18 protein-coding genes are annotated in these 18,119 nt (G+C 60.6%); 14 read left to right on the forward strand and 4 right to left on the reverse strand.

Annotated features, from left to right (window positions below; genetic code table 11):
- The first annotated feature begins 819 nt into the window (after positions 1-819).
- Together OIU93_RS19415 and OIU93_RS19420 are read left to right on the forward strand one after the other, a co-directional pair.
- Positions 820-1,512, forward strand: coding sequence for a hypothetical protein (locus tag OIU93_RS19415; RefSeq protein ID WP_264271703.1), 693 nt, complete (start codon positions 820-822; stop codon positions 1,510-1,512).
- Positions 1,513-1,516: 4 nt separating this feature from the next.
- On the forward strand, positions 1,517-2,245 hold the full coding sequence (locus OIU93_RS19420) for a hypothetical protein (RefSeq protein WP_264271704.1): 729 nt from the start codon (positions 1,517-1,519) through the stop codon (positions 2,243-2,245).
- On the opposite strand, the gene OIU93_RS19425 is transcribed toward OIU93_RS19420, so the two are convergent.
- Both OIU93_RS19425 and OIU93_RS19430 read right to left on the reverse strand, forming a co-directional pair.
- On the reverse strand, positions 2,213-2,779 hold the full coding sequence (locus tag OIU93_RS19425) for a phosphatase PAP2 family protein (RefSeq protein WP_264271705.1): 567 nt from the start codon (positions 2,777-2,779) through the stop codon (positions 2,213-2,215). The genes OIU93_RS19420 and OIU93_RS19425 overlap by 33 nt on opposite strands.
- Positions 2,780-2,795: 16 nt before the next feature.
- On the reverse strand, positions 2,796-3,113 hold the full coding sequence (locus tag OIU93_RS19430) for a M23 family metallopeptidase (protein WP_264271733.1): 318 nt from the start codon (positions 3,111-3,113) through the stop codon (positions 2,796-2,798).
- A gap of 164 nt (positions 3,114-3,277) precedes the next feature.
- Between OIU93_RS19430 and OIU93_RS19435 the strand changes: the two genes are divergently transcribed.
- The 11 genes from OIU93_RS19435 to OIU93_RS19485 are packed head-to-tail and all read left to right on the forward strand — an operon-like array spanning position 3,278 to position 14,593.
- Positions 3,278-4,438 (forward strand): hypothetical protein, encoded by a 1,161-nt coding sequence (locus OIU93_RS19435; RefSeq protein ID WP_264271706.1) that lies wholly within the window; start codon positions 3,278-3,280, stop codon positions 4,436-4,438.
- The gene (locus tag OIU93_RS19440; protein ID WP_264271707.1) at positions 4,435-4,797 is read left to right on the forward strand and encodes a hypothetical protein; all 363 of its coding nucleotides are present in this window, start codon (positions 4,435-4,437) and stop codon (positions 4,795-4,797) included. The genes OIU93_RS19435 and OIU93_RS19440 overlap by 4 nt, the downstream gene beginning before the upstream one ends.
- 2 nt (positions 4,798-4,799) lie before the next feature.
- The gene (locus OIU93_RS19445; RefSeq protein ID WP_264271708.1) at positions 4,800-5,465 is read left to right on the forward strand and encodes a hypothetical protein; all 666 of its coding nucleotides are present in this window, start codon (positions 4,800-4,802) and stop codon (positions 5,463-5,465) included.
- 1 nt (position 5,466) lies between these two features.
- Complete coding sequence (locus OIU93_RS19450) at positions 5,467-6,975, forward strand: hypothetical protein (protein ID WP_264271709.1); 1,509 nt, start codon at positions 5,467-5,469, stop codon at positions 6,973-6,975.
- Positions 6,975-7,166 carry a hypothetical protein gene (locus tag OIU93_RS19455; RefSeq protein ID WP_264271710.1) on the forward strand — a complete coding sequence of 64 codons (192 nt, stop codon included), beginning with the start codon at positions 6,975-6,977 and terminating at the stop codon, positions 7,164-7,166. The genes OIU93_RS19450 and OIU93_RS19455 overlap by 1 nt, the downstream gene beginning before the upstream one ends.
- Complete coding sequence (locus tag OIU93_RS19460; protein ID WP_264271711.1) at positions 7,166-8,791, forward strand: SCO6880 family protein; 1,626 nt, start codon at positions 7,166-7,168, stop codon at positions 8,789-8,791. Before OIU93_RS19455 ends, OIU93_RS19460 begins: the two co-directional genes overlap by 1 nt.
- Positions 8,791-10,332, forward strand: a complete 1,542-nt coding sequence (locus OIU93_RS19465) for an ATP/GTP-binding protein (RefSeq protein ID WP_264271712.1) — start codon at positions 8,791-8,793, stop codon at positions 10,330-10,332. The genes OIU93_RS19460 and OIU93_RS19465 overlap by 1 nt, the downstream gene beginning before the upstream one ends.
- A gap of 20 nt (positions 10,333-10,352) precedes the next feature.
- Positions 10,353-12,221, forward strand: coding sequence for a type IV secretory system conjugative DNA transfer family protein (locus OIU93_RS19470; RefSeq protein ID WP_264271713.1), 1,869 nt, complete (start codon positions 10,353-10,355; stop codon positions 12,219-12,221).
- Complete coding sequence (locus OIU93_RS19475) at positions 12,218-12,940, forward strand: DUF4913 domain-containing protein (RefSeq protein WP_264271714.1); 723 nt, start codon at positions 12,218-12,220, stop codon at positions 12,938-12,940. The genes OIU93_RS19470 and OIU93_RS19475 overlap by 4 nt, the downstream gene beginning before the upstream one ends.
- Positions 12,933-14,069: a M23 family metallopeptidase gene (locus OIU93_RS19480; RefSeq protein ID WP_264271715.1), complete on the forward strand. Its 1,137-nt coding sequence runs from the start codon at positions 12,933-12,935 to the stop codon at positions 14,067-14,069. The genes OIU93_RS19475 and OIU93_RS19480 overlap by 8 nt, the downstream gene beginning before the upstream one ends.
- On the forward strand, positions 14,069-14,593 hold the full coding sequence (locus OIU93_RS19485) for a hypothetical protein (RefSeq protein WP_264271716.1): 525 nt from the start codon (positions 14,069-14,071) through the stop codon (positions 14,591-14,593). The genes OIU93_RS19480 and OIU93_RS19485 overlap by 1 nt, the downstream gene beginning before the upstream one ends.
- Positions 14,594-14,847: 254 nt before the next feature.
- Here OIU93_RS19485 and OIU93_RS19490 read toward each other — a convergent pair whose 3' ends face one another.
- A complete protein-coding gene (locus tag OIU93_RS19490; protein WP_264271717.1) occupies positions 14,848-16,245 on the reverse strand; it encodes an SLC13 family permease in 1,398 nt (465 codons plus the stop codon).
- Positions 16,246-16,257: 12 nt separating this feature from the next.
- A complete protein-coding gene (locus tag OIU93_RS19495) occupies positions 16,258-17,073 on the reverse strand; it encodes an Asp/Glu racemase (RefSeq protein WP_372342974.1) in 816 nt (271 codons plus the stop codon).
- 172 nt (positions 17,074-17,245) lie between these two features.
- Between OIU93_RS19495 and OIU93_RS19500 the strand changes: the two genes are divergently transcribed.
- A complete protein-coding gene (locus tag OIU93_RS19500; protein WP_264271718.1) occupies positions 17,246-18,025 on the forward strand; it encodes an IclR family transcriptional regulator in 780 nt (259 codons plus the stop codon).
- Positions 18,026-18,119 lie beyond the last annotated feature (94 nt).

Raw genomic sequence — 18,119 nt, forward strand, 5'->3', positions numbered from 1 at the left:
GTGTCAACCGATAGCGGCACTGCTCCGAGAAATGTGTGGAATGATCAGCAAGACCCACGTCAGAACGCGAATTGCTGAACCACGGGGAAACGTATCAAAAGGGGACTATCTGCACCTTTTGCGAATATTCCTTTTTATTGGTTTACATAATATTTATTATCGGCTGCGCTTTATCGTCGGGGGAGTGGCCGCAAAACAGCCGGGCGGCGGCGTCCCATCCCTGCTCTCGAAACATGGTCGACAGAGGCCCCATCGCCTCCCGCCACGAAATTTATTCATCGCTGGACCGAGCCGACCCACGCGTATGGCATTCGGAGTTGGTAGCACTCTGGCATCCTTCAAGTTCCTTGATGAGCCACGGTCGAATGCAGGCACCGTTCGGCGCAACGTGATTGGTGCCCTATGCGGAACCAAACAAAATCAGCCCCGCCCGCACCCCACGCCAGCGCCAAGAACACGACGCCGGTCGAGGATAGCCTCGAAGCCGCACCGTCCCAATAGCTTTCTGACGCCGCACAAGATCGCAGGCAGCATATGTGTTCAGGAGTATGGACTGCTCATCGGAGGTTAATCGTGCGCTGACTACTTGGGAGACTCCGTCGTCGTTTGCTTCCATGGTTGTCAGCATCCCAGTCACCCAGTTTTGCCCTATGTTGCTCCCATATATGTGTCGCCGTGTCCTAATTGTGTCTTGTCCCCTCGTCAGGCATCCGTGTTCTACGGAGAGGAACAGGATAAATTAGTGAGAATGGGGACACAAGGGACGAGTCAGTTGCGTTGCTTGCCGGTAATTTCGGTGGCACCGCGAAAGGCTAGCGCGTGAAATTAGGTAGATCGGAAGTTCAACCGTGGCTGGATGAAGTTGCTCCTGACCTTGGTTTCGTTCGTCTGGCCCAAATTGCGCAGCTGCCGCGTCTTCGCGTCACTCAGCAGGTTGGGCGGGGAAGTGTGGCGCCCTCTACGATCACTGCCATTGCCAGAGGTCTGAAGCTGGACCCGCTGACCGAGCTTTCCCGGTTCCAGGTGTTTGCCGGTCTCTCGTCGGGGGCTCCGTCTCCACAGGAGATTGCGGCGTTTATCCCCACTCCTGCTCTGCTACAAGCCACGGTTCATCGGCTTAATGCCGTGAAGACCGAGGAAAGCGAACTCGGAAACGAGTTTTACGATCGCCTGCCCTTGAACTGGTTTAACCTTGCAGATGACGGAAACCTTCGGCCCTATATCCTGCAAGAAGTAGGTGTCCCGCAACCAACCCTCTGGAAAATGCTTCGCACGCGGCTTCGTGAAGATGTATCCCTGGCAATTGCCGCGTATGCGAATTTCACCCCCGCCTCTGCCCTGGTCGTCTCTGGAGTGCTCAGCGGTGCGGAGGCAGGATGGGCCCCGGGCTGTCGCGCCCAATGGGTCAATACCGTCCCACTGGGGCAGCTTCTCGAAGAAGCGGAGAAACGTCTTCACGAGGTAGGGAAGCATGAGCGTAGCCGTGAGACATTCGAGGATCACCTAGGATAAACCCATGGCGTTTTCTAGCTTGATGGCATCAATTCTGGCGACAGGTTTCACTTTGGCGCTTGTATCGAGGCTGCCTCGTCTGATCAAAGGCGCTGGAAATCTATGGCTGTGGCTCACCCATCTAGGCATGAGCATTGTCTTGTGGCTCGCGGTGGAGCCGGTATATCTGTTCATAGATCGGCTGATGGGTTCAGTGAACGCGGCCAATCTCCTCTCTCACATATGTATCAACTTCGTGTTCTTTGCTGGCGGGACGCAAATTGCCCTCAGCGCTGGTCGGCTCGACGTGGTAGGAAGGATTCGGCGCCTTTCGGTTGTCGCCCTCCCGCTGTGTGTGGCCCTGATGACGGTCCTGTTCTTCGTCGCGGATCTTTCCTACTCCAACATGGGTTTGAATGCCTTCAGGCGGGAGGAAACGGCCGTAGTGCTCTACAAGCTGGCCTTGTACCTATACCCGGCCATGATTTCAGCGTTGCTGGTGAAACCGCTCCTGCGGGCCGCATCAAGCTCTGTGCACGGAGTGCCGTACTACTCAAAAAAGCTCATGGCCGTGGGGTTCGGACTGGTCATTGCTGCACCGGTGGGCCACCTGGCCGAGCTGACCAATCGGCAGCTGTATTGGATCACGGACATCTTCATTTATCCCGCAATCCTCTGCGTGCTTCTGGGCACTACCTTGGGGTTCATCTCTGCCTGCAGGCTAAGTCGGCAGAAGGTCGCCTACGCTCACTAGCGCACCTACGAGAGTGCCGGCGGCTACTTGGGTCGGGGTGTGGTGCCCTGTGCGGATTCTGGCCCATCCAACGAGCGCGATGAGGGCCACAGCCATTTGAACGCCTCCGGGCAGTAGCAGGAGGCAGTGAAGGGCTGCGAAGGTGGTCAGTGCGGCGTGAACTGATAGTTTCCACACGAGATTCACCACGCCGACGACGATCAGGCCCACGAGCATGAAGAGCACTTCGGCAATGATTTGGGCTGGCGCTGACGTAGCCAGCAGCACGGCGATTCCACCAAGGATTGAAATAAGCGTGATAAGCAAAATTGGCCAGCGTTGGTGCCGCTGAGTGACATGTACATCGGTGACCCGGCCCCTGACTCTCATCCAAATGAGCGCTGCCCAGGGAATCACGCCAACAAAAAGCGTGGCCACCAAGCTTGGTGGCCACGCTACGTGTGGATGCCGCAATGGTGTGCTGAGCAGCACCAGAGTGACTATCACGGGCGGGGAGGTGATGTTGCTAATGAACTTGGCGTATTTTTCCACCATCCGAGCCTAGCAACCGTTAGCCGGGGATCTTCACACCGTTCTCTTTGAGGAACGTCACGGGGTTGGTGAGGTCTTTGTTGAGCCAGACTTCGAAGTGCAGGCGGTATCCGGTGGAGTTGCCGTTCGTTCCCACTTTGCCGATTTGATCGCCTGACCTCACTTCGTCGCCGACCTTGGCAAGCACTCCGTTGTCGAACATGTGCACGTAGAGCGTGCTGACGCGATTGCCGTCTACATTGCCGTGGTCGGGCGCTTGGTTGCGCGAATCGGTTTCCGTAGCCGGTGCGCACGAAGTGAGCGTGGCAGCAAGTAATAGTGCCGTGAAAGTGGTGATTCGGCGCTTCTTCGTTCAATCCTTCGTAGTATCGTTTGGTAATGATGATGAATATACCAAGCGTAATTCATACCATTGGATTATCAACGAAAGGGGTCCAGATGGGTACCGATTGGCCAGGCGAAGAACTCCGGCGCAAAGACCGATCCATTCAACCTACCGACATGAATGAAGATACAAGGTTTGCCGGAGCAGCCAGATCCGGGCAGTACGTGGAGCAGGAAGACGCCCCGGTGGAAGTGCCCGCGGCGAAAGCGAGCGACGCCGAGGCACCGGCACCCGAGAAGGAGATGAAGGTGACCGGGTCCGTGGCGGAGGAATCGGCAGCCGCAGATACCAGCATGAAGTCCGGGGCCCTGTCCTTGTACAACACGGATGAGCTCGAAGTCATGCAGCCGGCCAAAGAGGGGGCCCGCGGGTTCTGGAACAAGGCAACCGGCGGACTGCTTTCGCTCTCCCCGGCCCGGAAGGAGCTTGAGGCCCGGGCACTGGTGAACAACCAGGAACAGTTCGAGGCCCTGATCCGGCAATCAACATGGACGCGCGGCGTGGGCGTGCTGATCGCCAACAAGAAGGGCAACGCGGGCAAGACCCCCACGTGCCTGAGCTTGGCGGCGATCCTGGCCAGCGTCCGGGGCGGGTCCGTGGCGGCCGTCGAGTTCACCGATGACAAGGGGCAGCTGGCCTATCGCGCCGAGGGCGATCCTGCCCTGGGCGTCGGGGAGCTGGCCCGGGATCTCAAGAAGGTGAACACACAGTCGCAGTTGCGCGGCTACACGGTGACACAGACCAGCTTTGCCTCCGTGATCGGGTCAACCTCTCGCAGCCGGCCCCCGCTGACGGGGCAGGACGTAACCGGGGTTTCGCACCTGATCGATGACTACTTCACGATGCGGTTGATGGATACGGGAAACCAGTATTCCTCCAGCGCATTCACTGGCGCATTGTCTGTCACCGATGTGCTGGTGATCCCGACCATGAATTCCATGGATTCGGTATTTGACGCCCTGGAGCTGCTGGAGTTCCTGGAACAGCGGGGAGGCAAGTCCACCCTGTTGGCGCGCACGGCGATCATCGTGCGGCTCTCCGATGGCCGTCCGGAATTCAAGGCCTCGAGAATTGCGAACTTCTTCCTGGAGAAGGGCATCACCGACAAGCAAATCTTCGCAGTCCCCTATGACGAGCACATTGCCGAGCGCGGGGAACTGTCCTTGAAGAAACTGGCCGAACCGACCCGGCACGCGTTCACGGCCATCGCAGCTGCCGTGGTCGCCCAGGCCAACAAGACCATCACCGAAGAATCCTTAAAGGAGAACAAGTCATGAGCATCATCGTCAGCACCATGGTCAAAGCCAACGATGCCATCGATACCGGTGCAACCAGCCTGGGAATTGTCAGGGTTCCGACCATCCAAAACCCCTTCCCCGGGGCACCGAACTTTACGGTGTTCGGTGCGGAATTCGACGCCTTATGGAAGAAGATCTTTGCCGCCGTGTGGGCCCTGGGCCTGATCATTGCCGGGTTCTACCTGGTGGTGGGCCTCGTGGCGATGGCCAAGGCTGATTCGAACAACCCCCACGCGCACGCGGAAGGGAAGAAGAAGGCAATCGGAGCAGGCATTGGCTTCGGTGCCCTGGCGGGCCTGGCCGTCATCATGGGCGCAATCCTGACGCTGGTGGGCTAATCATGGCCGAGGATGAAGCGCTACCGAAGAAAGGGAAGAAGCTCCCGCGCTGGACCTTGATCCTGCTGGCCGTCGCCGTCGTGGCGGGTCTGGTTGCGGGCATCAGTGCGATCTACACGAGCACACGCAAGGATGCCGTTGCGACTCCGCCGCATGCCCCGACTGCGGCCGCAGTCGGGGCAGATGGGTGCATCGCCGGGAATATCAACGATGCAGTCTCACTGCTCAAAGGGGCGCGTCAGCAGCCCCACACCTCGCAAGGGGCTGCTGCAACGGCCGCCGGATTCCTGCGGTTCGCTTTGCAATATCCCTGGCCTAGTGAGCAGGAGCTGACCACTGTTGTCTCTGGCATGTATGACCTGGCTCCCGGGGAAGACGCCAAGGCCCTGGCGAAGGACGCACTTTCCACCTCTGCCCCGGAAAACGCCCAAACAGCCGGGTTCTCGGTAGCCGATGGCCGGTACGTGATCGAGCAGGGCAGCACGCAGGACGAGGTCCAGGTATCCATCGCTTCCCAGGTGATCATCGATGGCAGGGCGCGGGGCGTATCTGCAACGACATTCACGATGGCCTGGAGCGATGGCATCTGGAAGTTCGTTGACTCCGAGGAAATCGCCGACGAACAGCCCATCCTCGATAACGGTGTCGCCTTCGTCGGCGGGTGCTGACATGCGGGGCGCAATAACCATTCCCACGAATCCGCTCAAAGATATTTACGAGAACGGCAAGGATAAACTGGGGGAATTTTCCGAGACCTTCGGCAACACCATTACCTTTGCCAAGGACCCGTTGGCGGCGATCTTCCAGGCCACGCGCAACGGGGCGGAGGGATTGGCCACGGAGTTGTTGCCGGCGCTGACGAAGGCCACGGAGCCGAATCTGTCGGCGGATTTCTTCGTCCAGGCCTACGCAATCAGTTTTGCCGCCGCAATCATGATCTGGGGCGTGCTGCTGATCGTCCAGTTCCTGTCGGTGGCCCGCGGACACACGGCCGGACAGGACTTCGTCGACACCTTGTTCATGCGGAGCATGGTCTTTTTCGTTGGCGCCCTCTTTGGCCCATGGGTCGGCGTGTTCCTGATCAAGCTGTTCGGGTCGGCGTCGGACTCGTTGATCGAATGGGGAGTGGGGTCTAGCGCGGACAAGATGCTAGACACCATGACCCACATGCTTGCCGTGGAGCCGGCGGCCATCCCGGGCGGAGTCATCGTCGGAATCCTGTTGATGATCTGCATGATCTTGGGGTTCCTGTTGGTGGTGGTGATGCTGGCGGTCATGCTGGTCACCTTGTACCTCTCCGGTGTGGTCTTGCCCCTGGGCCTGGTCTGGGTTGCCTCGGGCAAGCATGATGCGATGGCCAAGCGCATTCCGGTGCTGTGGCTGTGCCTTTTGGCATCACACCCGCTGTTGTTCTTCCTGATGGGTTTTGCCTTCAACATGATCGCGGAATCTGCGGATTGGATGAATTGGTCCGGCGGTCTGGAGACCTTGATGAATCTGGTTGCCGCGGTCGTGGCCATGGCGATTGCAGGCATGTCCCCGATGCTGTTGATGAAGTTCGCCCCGGTGATGCCTTCGGGGGGCGGACAACAGTCCGGCCCCGCGATGAGCGCCCCGGAGAAATCCCACGGTCCCCAGTCATTGAAGGAGGTCAAGGATGAAATGCGGACTAGCAAGCCAGGCATCAATGATTCCTCCCCGGACGAACAAACCGACCAAAAGACCGGTGGTGGAGGCGGTGCAGGTGGAGGCCAAACCAATGGCCTGCTGAACAAGCTCAAAGAACTCAAGGCTGGCGCTCCGGAAGCCGGAGACGCCCTGGCCGGTGGCGGGGGGCCTGGCGCTGACGGCGCTAAGGTGCCCGCCGGTGCCGGTGCCGAAACTATCGGTTCCAAGCTGCCCGGCGGCGGCGCAGCCGGCGCACCTGCCGGTGCAGGAGCAGGCGCAGCTGGCGCAGGCGCAGGAGCTGCTAGCGGTGCTGCCTCTGTTGCCGAGGTTGGTGCGGCAGAGTCCTCCACGGGCGTAGGTGCCGTGGTCGGCATTCCCACGCTTTTGGCTGCCGGGGCCATGGCCTTGGGAGAAAAAGCGAAGGAAGTAGGCGAAGAGGCCACCCGCCTGGGTGAGGCTGCCGGCGGATACGCCGCCCAGGACATGCGCGATGACGAGGAAGGCAGATAATGACCACACGTTTCGATATGAAGAACGAGGACGGGCAATACGCCCAGGTCGTCCGGGTCCTTGGCGGCAAGCCAATTCGATTCAGCCTGGCTGGGTCGGGAGGTCAGCTGGACCCGTTGGACCCTCGAATTTTCGGGGTCAACGACGACGAGCTGAACACGATCCCGGCTGATGGCCAGGAGGTCAAGTAATGGCTTCGCGTTTCATTGGCGGGGAATCGGGACACCGCTCGGTGTTCGGCGGGACCCGCTCCAAGCCACAAGTCGTCGGATACACGGCCACCATGCTGGTGGGGGTGCTGGGTGTCATGTTCTTCGGCTGGCAAGGACTGGCCGCCGGGGTGGTGTTGGGCATTGTGGTGTTCTTCGCGACCACGACAACCGCCAATGGCTCCTATTGGGAGCGGCGCAAGCGCCGGAGCCGGTGGACAGGACGCAAGGCCACCGGCACTGACCGATTCATCCCCTTCACCGAAGATGCCTGGGCCCAGGCCCAGGTGCAGGCCGCCGCATTGAAGAAGGCCAAGGACAAAGCGAGGGTGCTCGGTGCGGTGCGGGAGCGCCCCGATGGAGCCGATGGGATGGGCTGGCTTGATGCCAGGCCCAACCGTCCCGGGATTGCCTGGCACACCCCGGCCGGCGAGGAAGCCTATCTCTCGGTCGCCTTTGCCACCTCGGGCCAGCTGCGCGGTGCCGAAAGCTCCCAGCGGCAGGAAGCCGCCCAGGCAGGGTTCGGGAACCTGTTGGCACGCTGTGCCCCGTCGCACTCCCTGGTGCGTGGCTTGCAGTGCGTGGTCCGGGTATTGCCCCCGGACTTGGCCCTGAACGAGGCCTGGGTGGTCGATCACCTGGACCCGGAAGCGCCGGCCGATGCTGTGGCGTCCTACCAGCAGGTCCTTGAACGCACGGGGGAAGGGACCTACGTCCAACGCCACATCATCGTGGCCCGATGGCCGCTGTCCGAGCAGTTCATGACCACCGCTGCCCGGTACGGGAAAGGCCGGGAAGGATGGCGGGCCTTGATGAAATCCGAGATTGGTTCCATGGAACGCTCGCTGCGCACGGCAAAGATGGGCGCTGTCCGGGCACTGAGTGCCCGGGGCGTGGTGGCGATGATGTTGCACCAGCAGAACCCGAACCGCTTGCCCCTGGTTGTTGCCGGGGTCAATCCGCGCCGGCTCGGGTTGGCCTCCCAGGATGTGTGGAATGGGCATTGGGTCACCGACACCGATCCCGCCACCGGTGAGGAAGTGGTGTGGGGCCACCGCACCGCACGAATCACGGCGGCCAACGTGGAGACCGGGCCCCGGTCTCCCTATTGGTTCCTTTCCCTGCTGCGTCGGGGAGCCGCCGGTGGCGGGGTGCGGTCGCTGTCTTTCGGGTTGGAATTCATCCCGGCACAGGAAGCCCGCATCCTGGCCAGCCGCGACATTGTGCGCGATACCTCCGCGGCGATTTCCCGGGCGAGCAAGGGCCAGCTTTCCGATTCGGAAACCGATGTGACGTTGCAGGCCGCCCAGGCCCGCGGCGCGGATCTGCGGCCGGGGTCCGGAGACCACGGGGTGAACTGGATTGGACACATCACCATTTCCGCCAGGACACAGGCCGAACTCACCGAAGCCTCCCGCCAGCTGGAAGAAACGGCGGCGAACGGGGCCGGCATCGAGAAGCTGGAATGGCTCGATTCCTACCAGGCCGCGGCATCGGGCACGACATGGCCGATTGCACGGGGCCTCCAGGCAGGACACACCACGTTGGGAGCCAAGGTCATGGACCGTTTGGCCGGCAACGGAGAAAAGGAAGAGCAGGTCGCCTGATGAGCGTTACCACCAACAAGCCACGACACACGGAACCGGCCGATACCGCAGACCTGGCCGCCCCCGCCGAAGCGCTGGAGGCTCCGAAGCCGAGCCTGTTGACCAGAATCCCGGGATTGAAGATCTTCGCCGCACCGGAAGCCACAGAGGTCCAAGTTTCCAACGAGGCCGGGATACTCTTCGGGGAATGGGCACCCTTTGAATCCAAGGGTTCGATCCTGCGGGTCAAGAAGTCCGCGGCGGCCAAGGGCCTCTATGCCCCCTTGGCACCGGGAGCCCCCTCAACGACGCGGCAGGCCGAAATCCTGAACACGGCAAAGATCGCCGCCCCGACCGGGGTTGACGGGGTTTCCGCCGGCCGTGATGTGCTTTCCCAGACCGCCGTCTCCAAGGATGCGGTGACCGATTACAACGCAAACCCGCGCCGGGTGACTTCCACCAACTGCCTGCTAGTCGGGGACGTGGGAACCGGGAAGTCTGCTTACGGAAAATGCGTGTACGTGCTGCGTCCGGTGATCCTGCGCCAGCGCCGGGCCGTGGTCTTCGACAAGAAGAACGAGGACGGGGAAGGCGAATACTCCCAGATCGTCCGGTTCTTCGGCGGCAAGCCGATCCGGTTTGCGCTGGATAAGACCTCGGTTCGGTTGAACCTGTTGGACCCGGAAATTTCCGGAAACAACGACGACGGGCAGAACAACCAGCTCGCGTTCCTGAACACGGTCCCCGCGCTCATGCGCGAGGGACAGGGCGCGGACGAGTGGGAGCGCAAGGCCCTGCGCCTGGCCTACCGCAACGTGATGGCCTCCTTCGAGGGAGAGCGCATCCCGACCACCGCGGACCTGCACGACAGGTTGGGAATCATTGACCGCAGCGACTCGTCCTTGTATGGATTCAATGCAGCGTCCCTGGAACGGCTGGAAGCCTCCGGGGCCGCCATGCGGCTGATCTTCAACGAGTTGCTGGAGCACTTCGGGGCCATCTTCGACGGGGAGACTTCTGCCGGTGTGGCCCTGAACGGCAAGGTCAGCTCCTTTGACATTTCCCAGCTGCCCGACACCGGCCCGGTGATCCCCATGGTGATGGGCCTATCCAACCTCTGGCTGCTGGGCCGGGTCAGGAAGGATCGCGGAATCCGAACCAACGTGGTCATCGAAGAGGCCGGCCACATCCTGGGCGGTCCGTTGGCTGTGCAGCAGCGCTCCAACATCAAGCTTTCCCGCGGCCTGGGAATCTCCAACATCTACTGCATGCACAAGGAAACCGATGTGCCGGCAGGTTCCCCCGGCATGGCCGTGATCGAGGAAGCGCAGACGGTGCACATCTTCCGCCAGACCCGCCCGCAGTCGGCGCAGTGGTGCGCCTCCACGTTCGGGCTCAACCCTGAATCCGTTACCGAAATCATGGCCCTGCCCAATGGCCATCATTTCCTCAAGTCAGCGGCCGATGATCCCGAAATCGAGATTGAGCATGTGCGGTCCGACTGGGAAATCCAGATGACCAACACCGACGGGGCACTGGTCGAAACGCCAGTGGAAGCCTAGAGACACAAGGAACAGCAGCGATGAGCGAGAATATCACGGTCGGCAAGCAGAAGCCCGCCACCTCAAGTACGAAGAAGGCCGAGCGCGAGCTGATCATGTGCGTGGTCGTCTTTGCCGTCCTGTGGCATGTGGCCCTGGTCATCACCACGGGCCTGTCGATGGGCGATTTCCAGGACACCCTGCGGGCCCTTCTCGACACGGCGCTCCGTGGCAAGACCCCGGTCGAGGTCGGCGGCAACGCCCGCGATGCGTGGGCTTGGCCGGTCGCCGTGTGGGTGGCCCTGTCGGTCTTGTTCCTCGCCGCCTACATCGCCCTCCAGCACCAGATTAAGGTCCGCCGCGAACGCAAGGCCGGAATCCACGCGCCGGCCAAGAAGAAGGGCAAGAAAGCCGACCACGGCCTGTCCACAGCGAAGGAAATGCAGCAGCGGATCAGCGGGCCGGAAAAGGCCGAGCTGGCGCCACCGGTCTTCACCTACATGGGCAAGGCCATTGGTGTCAGGGCAGAAGACACCGCGTGCGTGATCGCCCCGCCGCGGGCCGGCAAGACAACGTTTATGGTCGCCGGTCAGGTCGTCGATGCCCCGGGAGCTGTGATCACCACCAGCACCCGCCCCGATGTGCTGCGCCTGACCGCCGGGGCACGCCAGGACAAGGGCCAGGTCTACGTGGCCGATTTCGACGGACTATCCAACTACCCGGACAAAGTGCGCTGGAACATGGTGGCCGGCTGCGAAGACGACCAGGTGGCCAGCGAACGGGCCTCTGCCATGGTCAACGCCATGCCCCGCAAAGGACCGCCCTCATCGGCAGAAGGCCACTTCAACACCGGCTGCACCATCATTCTCGAATCCCTGCTCCACGCCGCTGCGCTCAAGCAGGGTGGCACCATGCGCGACGTGATCGCCTGGTCCCAGGACTTCCAGAATCTCGAGCCCCGGAATCTCATCGAGGACCATTCCCCCACGGTGAAGCTCTGGGCCGCGAACCTGGACGAATGGTGCCGTGACGATAACCCGGACACCATCGGCAACACCAAGACCACCTTGGGCAAGATCACCGGGCCGATGAAAAACGAAAAAGTCCTCTCGATGCTCTGCCCCGTTCCCGGGGACCCGGGTATCGACACCACCCGATTCACCGACAAGGGCAACACGCTCTATTGCCTGGCGCGCCCGTCGATGAATGCCTCCACCGCCCCGATTGTCACTGCCCTGGTGGAAACCATCACCCAGGCCGCCGTCCGTGCCTCGGGCCGCACCGCCAGCGGCCGGCTGGCCAAGCACCTGTCGTTGATCCTGGACGAGGCACCCAACACCTGTGCACTGCCCTCACTGCCCTCGCTGATGTCCGAAGGCGGCGGCAACGGCATTCATACCTGGGTGTTCGCCCAGTCTCGCTCACAGCTGGTGGCCCGCTGGGGCGAGGACGGAGCGGAAACCATCGTGCATTCCTCGGCCGCCCGCGTCATTTTCGGGGGAATTTTCGATACCCGGTTCCTGACGGAAATTTCCGATCTCATCGGCAAGGAGTGGGTCCTGCACACCAGCTCATCGACCAACAGCGGCAAGGACGGCGGCTCCGGGGTCAGCGTCTCGAATCAGAAGCACCTAGATCAGAAGATGCGCCCGGACCAGATCCGCAAGCTGCCCCAGGGAAAGGTGCTGCTGGTCTACCGGGAAATTGAAGCCGTGGTGCAGATCATTCCCTGGTGGAAGCGCCCGGACGCGAAGCGGTTCCGTGATTCCCGCCTCTGGTGCCTGGGGCAGGAAGGCATCGAGGCACAGGACGCCTCGGCCATGATCGCGGAACAGGAAGCCGAACAAGATGAGATGGAGGCCGCCATCGAGGCCGGCGCTTCCACTGAATCGGACGAGGAAACGGCATGAGCCAAGGCACGCCCGAACCCCTCGAAGACGATGAGCAGTACGACGGGCTGGAAGAGTTGCTGGCCGGGATCCCGGAACTCATCCGACGCCTGGGCGAGACGGAAGAAACCGTGGCGGCCCTGGTGGAGGAACTGGCGAACTACCCCGCCGGCGGCCCGTGGCTCTGGGAAGGGCTGGAGCCGGGGGCACAACGCGCCCTGTGGATCGAACTCGATGCCTTTGTGACCTGGCTACAGAACCGCATCCTCTCCCACCACGCGAGCAAGGAGGGCTGGATAGCCCCCTGCTGGTACAAACACCCGGATGCGGTGGAACAACTCACCGCGCTCATGGTGGCCCACAAGGCCAGCTACCACCCGAAATCGAAGGGGCCAAGCCATGCCCTGGTGGACTGGTTCCAACGGTGCTTGTGGCCCACGATGGACACCCTGAAACAACGCCAGACGTTCAAGCAATGCTTGCAAAAGCGCGAGCATGAAGAACCCTACGCGCCCGGGATGAACCTGGTGGCCAACGACAAGGATTTCACCGCGTTCGTGGATGCCACCGTGCCCGAGGCACCGGCTGCAGCCGGGCCCAAGGCCCCGGGGCCCGTCCCCGAAGACCCGGAAACGGGCCTTCCACAGTGGATGGTTGACCCGGGAACCGGGGAAATCATCGAGCCGCCCGCGGGCGACGAACCACCCGACCCGGAAGCGGAGTATGCCCGGCATGGCTAAGGGAAAAGGAGGATGCCTGGGTGTGTTGCTGCTGCCCCTGACCGCCGTGGTGCTGACCTTCGGGCTGATCCTGATGGTCGCCCTGGGGACTCCCGGCAACGCTGAGGCCAACGGGATCTGCGCCACCCCCGGGCTTCCCCCGGTGGCGAAGCCGGCCGGGGCCAAGAGCGTGGCCGGCTTCTCCGGGGACCAGCTCAAGAATGCCGGGCAGATCATGAGCGCCGCCGCCGATCTGGGCCTGCCGGTGTCAGCGCAGATCCTGGGTGTGCAGGCCGCCATCGGCGAATCCACCCTGCGTGTGATCGACTTTGGCGACGGTGCCGGCCCCGACTCCCGCGGGCTGTTCCAGCAGCGCGACAACGGGGCCTGGGGGTCCTATGCGGACCGCATGAACCCCCGGATTAGCGCCACCAACTTCTTCAAGGCACTCCAGAAGGTGGAGGGCTGGGAGGACCTGGAGCCGAGCCAGGCCATTCACCGGGTCCAGCGCAATGCAGACCCCCACCACTACAAGCCGTTCCGCTCCCCCGCGGCCTCCATCGTCAAGGCCTTGTCGGTGGAAAAGCCGGGCGATGACCTGGGCAGCGAATTCGATGACATTGACCCCAACGGTGATTGCAAGGAAACCTCTCCCGATGCCGAAACCATTGGCGACCTAGGCTCCGGGAAGTGGGTCCACCCCCTGCCCGGTTCGACGACGACCAGCCGGTTCGGTCCCCGTAACTGCCCGGCCGGTGCCATCTGCAACTCCAGCACCTCGGACCACAAGGGTGTCGATTTCGCCAAGGGCGGGGGCGCTTCAATTCTTGCGCCCACGGATATGAAGATCACCGTGGCCGAGCAGGGCCAGGGCTGGAAATCCGCCTACGGCACCTATGTCATTGCCAAGCAGATCCAGAAGCCCGGGCTGGTCCTGGAGTTCCACCACCTGGTCCATGGAAGCCTGTTGGTCAAGGCCGGGGACACCGTGGCCGCCGGAACACCGCTGGGAACCGAAGGCACCACCGGAAACAGCACCGGGGTCCACCTCCATTTCCAGATCGCCACGCCCGATGCCCCGGCCGACGCCCCCACATTGAAATATGTGATTGACCCCGTGCCCATCCTCAAATCCAAGGGAGTGCTCTAATGCCCCGTTTCAAGAACCCCCATGCCACCGGCTCCACGACACCCGGTTCCAAGAGGCCCGGGCGCGGTGCCGGCCCGTGGTCCACGGCCGTTGCCTTCTCCTGTGCCGGACTGGCCGTGCTGGCCATCGCCGGCTGCGCGCAGCTGCCCGGCAACGCCGAGGGCGCCGGCCAGGTTTCTCCGACCGTGGAGGCCCCGGTCCCGGTGATCGAGAGCCCGGAAGAGGTCGCGGTGAAGGTCATGAACCTCTTTGCCCGGCCCGATGAACCGGAGCAGCGCTGGCACGCCGAGATACGCCCCTATCTGGAGAAGGAATATGCCATCGAGGCCGAGTACATCGACCCGGCAAGAATCCCGTTCGACAAGATCCTTTCCGGTCCGGTGATGGACGGTACGGAGCATAATGAGCAGGTTGTAACGGCTGATTTCAAGACCGATGCCGGGACTTGGTATGTGGAGCTGCATCAGAATGAACTCGGTGGGAAGTGGCTCGTCGGTGGCATCCACGAACTGATCAAGCAGTAGAGATGAAGAGGCAGTGACCGCTTAGAAAAATAACCGGTCACTGCCTCTTCATCTCTAGCCAACGAATATGGCTATGTGGAAACCCCTGCCGGCATTCGGCGTAAACACGGACCAATTCCATACTGAGGTCAACAACCCAACAAAAGTTCCGAACACTGGGGCCAAAAAATCTAGACCAATATGGATAAGCCCGCTGATTCTTTAAACATGCACCGCACTAGGATGCCTTTATCTATTCGTATGTCCTTTCGTGGCTATCCGAGGCCGAGCTGCACGAAGATGAACCACACGAGCATAGGGACAACTGCGATCATTGCGATGGCCCAGAGGAGGAGAGCGCGGAAGAAGAGTCGTTCGTCCTTTGGTGGGGCACTAGCCATGAGGAGCGCGCCGCTGGTGGACATCGGACTAACATCCACTACCGAAGAACTGATGGCAATGGCGGTGACAACTCCGATTGGGCTGAGCAGCGGGTCCAGGGAAATAGGTGTAACAATGGGACTGATTACTCCAAGTGTTCCGGTGGTCGAGGCGAAAGCAGAGACTATAGCGACAACATAGCTCGTAATCAGTGCTGCAATTGATCCGTTACCGAGGCTAGCGATACCGGCCTCGAGTTCTTTCAACGCGCCCATCTCTTCGAGCATTCCGACATAAGTGACGATGCCTGTTACGAGGATAATCGCGTTCCAAGGCAGCCCCTCAATAGCAGGCTTTTGAACTCCGGGCTTGATGCAGATCAGTGCGATAGCGATGATCAGGGACGCAACGCCAACATCCAAACTGAAAACCGTGGTTAGAATCAGTAGGGTTCCCACCCCGGCAAGCGTAAGGATCCTCATAGGAGTCGCGTCCACTTTCACCGGTGCCCCGAGTGAAACTTCGATATCGGGTTGCGTGCGTGGGTCGGCTACAGCGACTCCGGTTTGTGTTCCGGTTGTCGTTCGGTACTGACCTGCGTCATGACCCACGGAGTCATCGGCCAGAGTGGTCCTAAGAGCAGTCCCGCTGCTGGTTGATTCTGAGCGGGGGAGAGGCCGTCCGCCACGCCTGTTCATAATGGCCTGGATAGCGACGTAGGCGATGAAGGCGAGGATAGCGTTGAATATGAAGCAGTAGAGGAAGAGCTTCAGGGAATCTCCGGAGGCATCCGCGTTATCGAGCATCACATTGGCTAGAACACCAAAGGGGTTGACCGGAGAGAAAGCACCAGCGTTGGCTCCTTGGACGATGACTAAACCCATTGCGAGCGTACTGATCCTGAACCTAGAACCCAATGCCAACGCCACAGGTGCCACAATAGCGATCGCCGCAGGCGTGAATGCTCCTGCTGAAGCCAAGCCGGCGGTCAGAAGAAACATTAGTACCGGCACTAGGAAGCGCCGGTCTCCGGCGAGTCGCTCGGCCCAGTACGCGAGTAGATCGATCGTGCCGGTGACGCGCACGATTCCAAACAGCAGCGTAGCTCCAAGAAGGATGAAAAACAGGCCGCTGGGGAATTGTGCGATGACGTCTTTGATGGGCATCCCAACAACGAGACCTCCGACGGCGAATGCTGCTACTAATGCAACGAGGCCTGCGTTGATGCGCGTAAATGAGCCGAGAGCAAACGCCCCAATCAGAACGAAGAATGCGATCAGAGACAAAGACATGGTGACTCTCCCCTAAGCACGCCGAGAAGCAACAGGTGCGTAGGCTCCGGAGAGCAGACCCCCAGCTCCGGCAATTGAAGGTTCATGTCCGAGCGCTTTCAGGATCTCGTACGCAGTTGCCGTTGCGGCCGTAATGACGGGTATTCCCAGCAGATCCTCTGCTTTCTGGACCGCAGGTAGTGATGGCATCTGCACACATGCCGAAAGAATCACGGCATCAATACCCTCACGATTGAGGCCTTGAGCAATCATCGGAAGCTTCTGTGGATCCAATGCACCAACGGCTAGATTGTCATCAACTTCTAAGCTGATCGCATCGACTACCTCTATGCCGGCACCTTCGATGTACTCACGCACCATTTGGGTAAGGGGCAGCATGTAGGGCGCTACCATCGAAACCTTTCGTGCCCCGATTGATTGCAGAGTACGCACTAGTGCGCCGGCACTGCTTGAAACCGCAGCAGGGTGACCGTTCTCCTCAGCCGCGGACGCAATGATCTTTTCTGATTTTTCATGGGAATTGGGGCCCTGCGCCATCACCGCCACGAGACAGGCGTAAGCGATGACATCGACGGCGGCGTCAGAAACCGCACGAGCGCATTCCCCCGCTTTATCCACCATGGCCAACAGTTCCTCGCGGTTGACGTTCTTCAGTGCAGCACGCGCGGAGTGGAAGGTGTAATGATGACCGGTGGCCTCTGACTGGCGGCGGAACAATTCCGGAAGTTCCGTTTCCATAGTGGTGTTGGAGCTGGGGACAATGAGTCCAATTCTGGACGTTTTGGCATCCTTCTGTTCAGGGAAAGTTTCGCAAGTAACGGCTGACATGTTCACGGGTTCTCCATTGAAAGCGCAGAATCATAGTGGGAAATCCCACTCTGTAAGTTGTGAACTCAGTATGCGGGTTATTTGTCGATTGTGTCAACTACGTCACACTACGGACACGAGTGATCTGGAATAAGCAACACCGCAGATGCACAGCGAGGTAAAGTCAGGGCTTATGGAAGCAAAGAAAGCGTCTGCAGCCGCGCCGATTCTCGTACTGCAGAAAGTGGTCCAGATTCTTGACTGTTTCACTGTGGAGGATCCTGAACCGACATTGCAGCAACTGATCAAGAAAACACGACTGCCGTCCAGTACATGCCAACGACTGGTTCAGAACATGGTCCGAGAAGGATTTCTAGACAGGGAAGACGACCGTTACCGCATCGGAATCGGTTTGGTTCGTTGGGCTACTCCAGGCACAGTCGGGCTTGATGTCGTTCGTCTCATCAAACCGATCCTTCAGCGACTGAGGGATGAGACCGGTGAGAGCGCCTGTCTCTACACCAGAGACGGAGCTTTTCGAACGGTTGTGGCTGTTGCTGAGACACGACATGTCGTAATGCGCCCATTCATGGTTGGGCAAGTGATGCCAATTCATGCTGGTGCACCTGGGAAGATCTTTTTGGCATACGATCCTGAAGCCTGGGATGCGCTGAGGGACTTGCCATTGACAAAGTTTGCTCCCTCAACCCCGGACAAGCTAGAAATCCTTGAGCGGCAAGTGGAAACTGCTCGCGAACAGGGCTTTTATGCTGCCTTTGGCGAACGCCATGAAGATGTTGGCTCTATCAGCGCCCCCGTATTCGGTCATATGGGGGCCCTCACTGGTGTTCTAGGTTTGGGGTTCCCAACGCAGCGGGTCGGCCCCAACGACGTTGAACGACTCGGCCCCATCATCGCCCGCTATGCGGTTGAGGCTAGCAACGCATTGGGATACTCGAATCCAGATATATAGATGTCTGGCCCACAATACAGTGACGGTCAACACAGGTCGATAGCATTGGCCGCGAACCTTGGGATACTGGCTGTGCGGAAAAAACACATCGGGG

The sequence above is a fragment of the Paeniglutamicibacter sp. ZC-3 genome (assembly GCF_025847175.2).
Lineage (GTDB): Bacteria > Actinomycetota > Actinomycetes > Actinomycetales > Micrococcaceae > Paeniglutamicibacter > Paeniglutamicibacter sulfureus.

Coding starts and splice junctions, on each gene's coding strand:
- OIU93_RS19480 (WP_264271715.1), top strand. CDS start 12,933: ATGGCTAAGGGAAAAGGAGGATGCCTGGGTGTGTTGCTGCTGCCCCTG.
- OIU93_RS19425 (WP_264271705.1), bottom strand. CDS start 2,779: ATGGTGGAAAAATACGCCAAGTTCATTAGCAACATCACCTCCCCGCCC.
- OIU93_RS19445 (WP_264271708.1), top strand. CDS start 4,800: ATGGCCGAGGATGAAGCGCTACCGAAGAAAGGGAAGAAGCTCCCGCGC.
- OIU93_RS19435 (WP_264271706.1), top strand. CDS start 3,278: ATGAATGAAGATACAAGGTTTGCCGGAGCAGCCAGATCCGGGCAGTAC.
- OIU93_RS19420 (WP_264271704.1), top strand. CDS start 1,517: ATGGCGTTTTCTAGCTTGATGGCATCAATTCTGGCGACAGGTTTCACT.
- OIU93_RS19500 (WP_264271718.1), top strand. CDS start 17,246: ATGGAAGCAAAGAAAGCGTCTGCAGCCGCGCCGATTCTCGTACTGCAG.
- OIU93_RS19440 (WP_264271707.1), top strand. CDS start 4,435: ATGAGCATCATCGTCAGCACCATGGTCAAAGCCAACGATGCCATCGAT.
- OIU93_RS19485 (WP_264271716.1), top strand. CDS start 14,069: ATGCCCCGTTTCAAGAACCCCCATGCCACCGGCTCCACGACACCCGGT.
- OIU93_RS19450 (WP_264271709.1), top strand. CDS start 5,467: ATGCGGGGCGCAATAACCATTCCCACGAATCCGCTCAAAGATATTTAC.
- OIU93_RS19495 (WP_372342974.1), bottom strand. CDS start 17,073: ATGTCAGCCGTTACTTGCGAAACTTTCCCTGAACAGAAGGATGCCAAA.
- OIU93_RS19490 (WP_264271717.1), bottom strand. CDS start 16,245: ATGTCTTTGTCTCTGATCGCATTCTTCGTTCTGATTGGGGCGTTTGCT.
- OIU93_RS19470 (WP_264271713.1), top strand. CDS start 10,353: ATGAGCGAGAATATCACGGTCGGCAAGCAGAAGCCCGCCACCTCAAGT.
- OIU93_RS19455 (WP_264271710.1), top strand. CDS start 6,975: ATGACCACACGTTTCGATATGAAGAACGAGGACGGGCAATACGCCCAG.
- OIU93_RS19465 (WP_264271712.1), top strand. CDS start 8,791: ATGAGCGTTACCACCAACAAGCCACGACACACGGAACCGGCCGATACC.
- OIU93_RS19460 (WP_264271711.1), top strand. CDS start 7,166: ATGGCTTCGCGTTTCATTGGCGGGGAATCGGGACACCGCTCGGTGTTC.
- OIU93_RS19475 (WP_264271714.1), top strand. CDS start 12,218: ATGAGCCAAGGCACGCCCGAACCCCTCGAAGACGATGAGCAGTACGAC.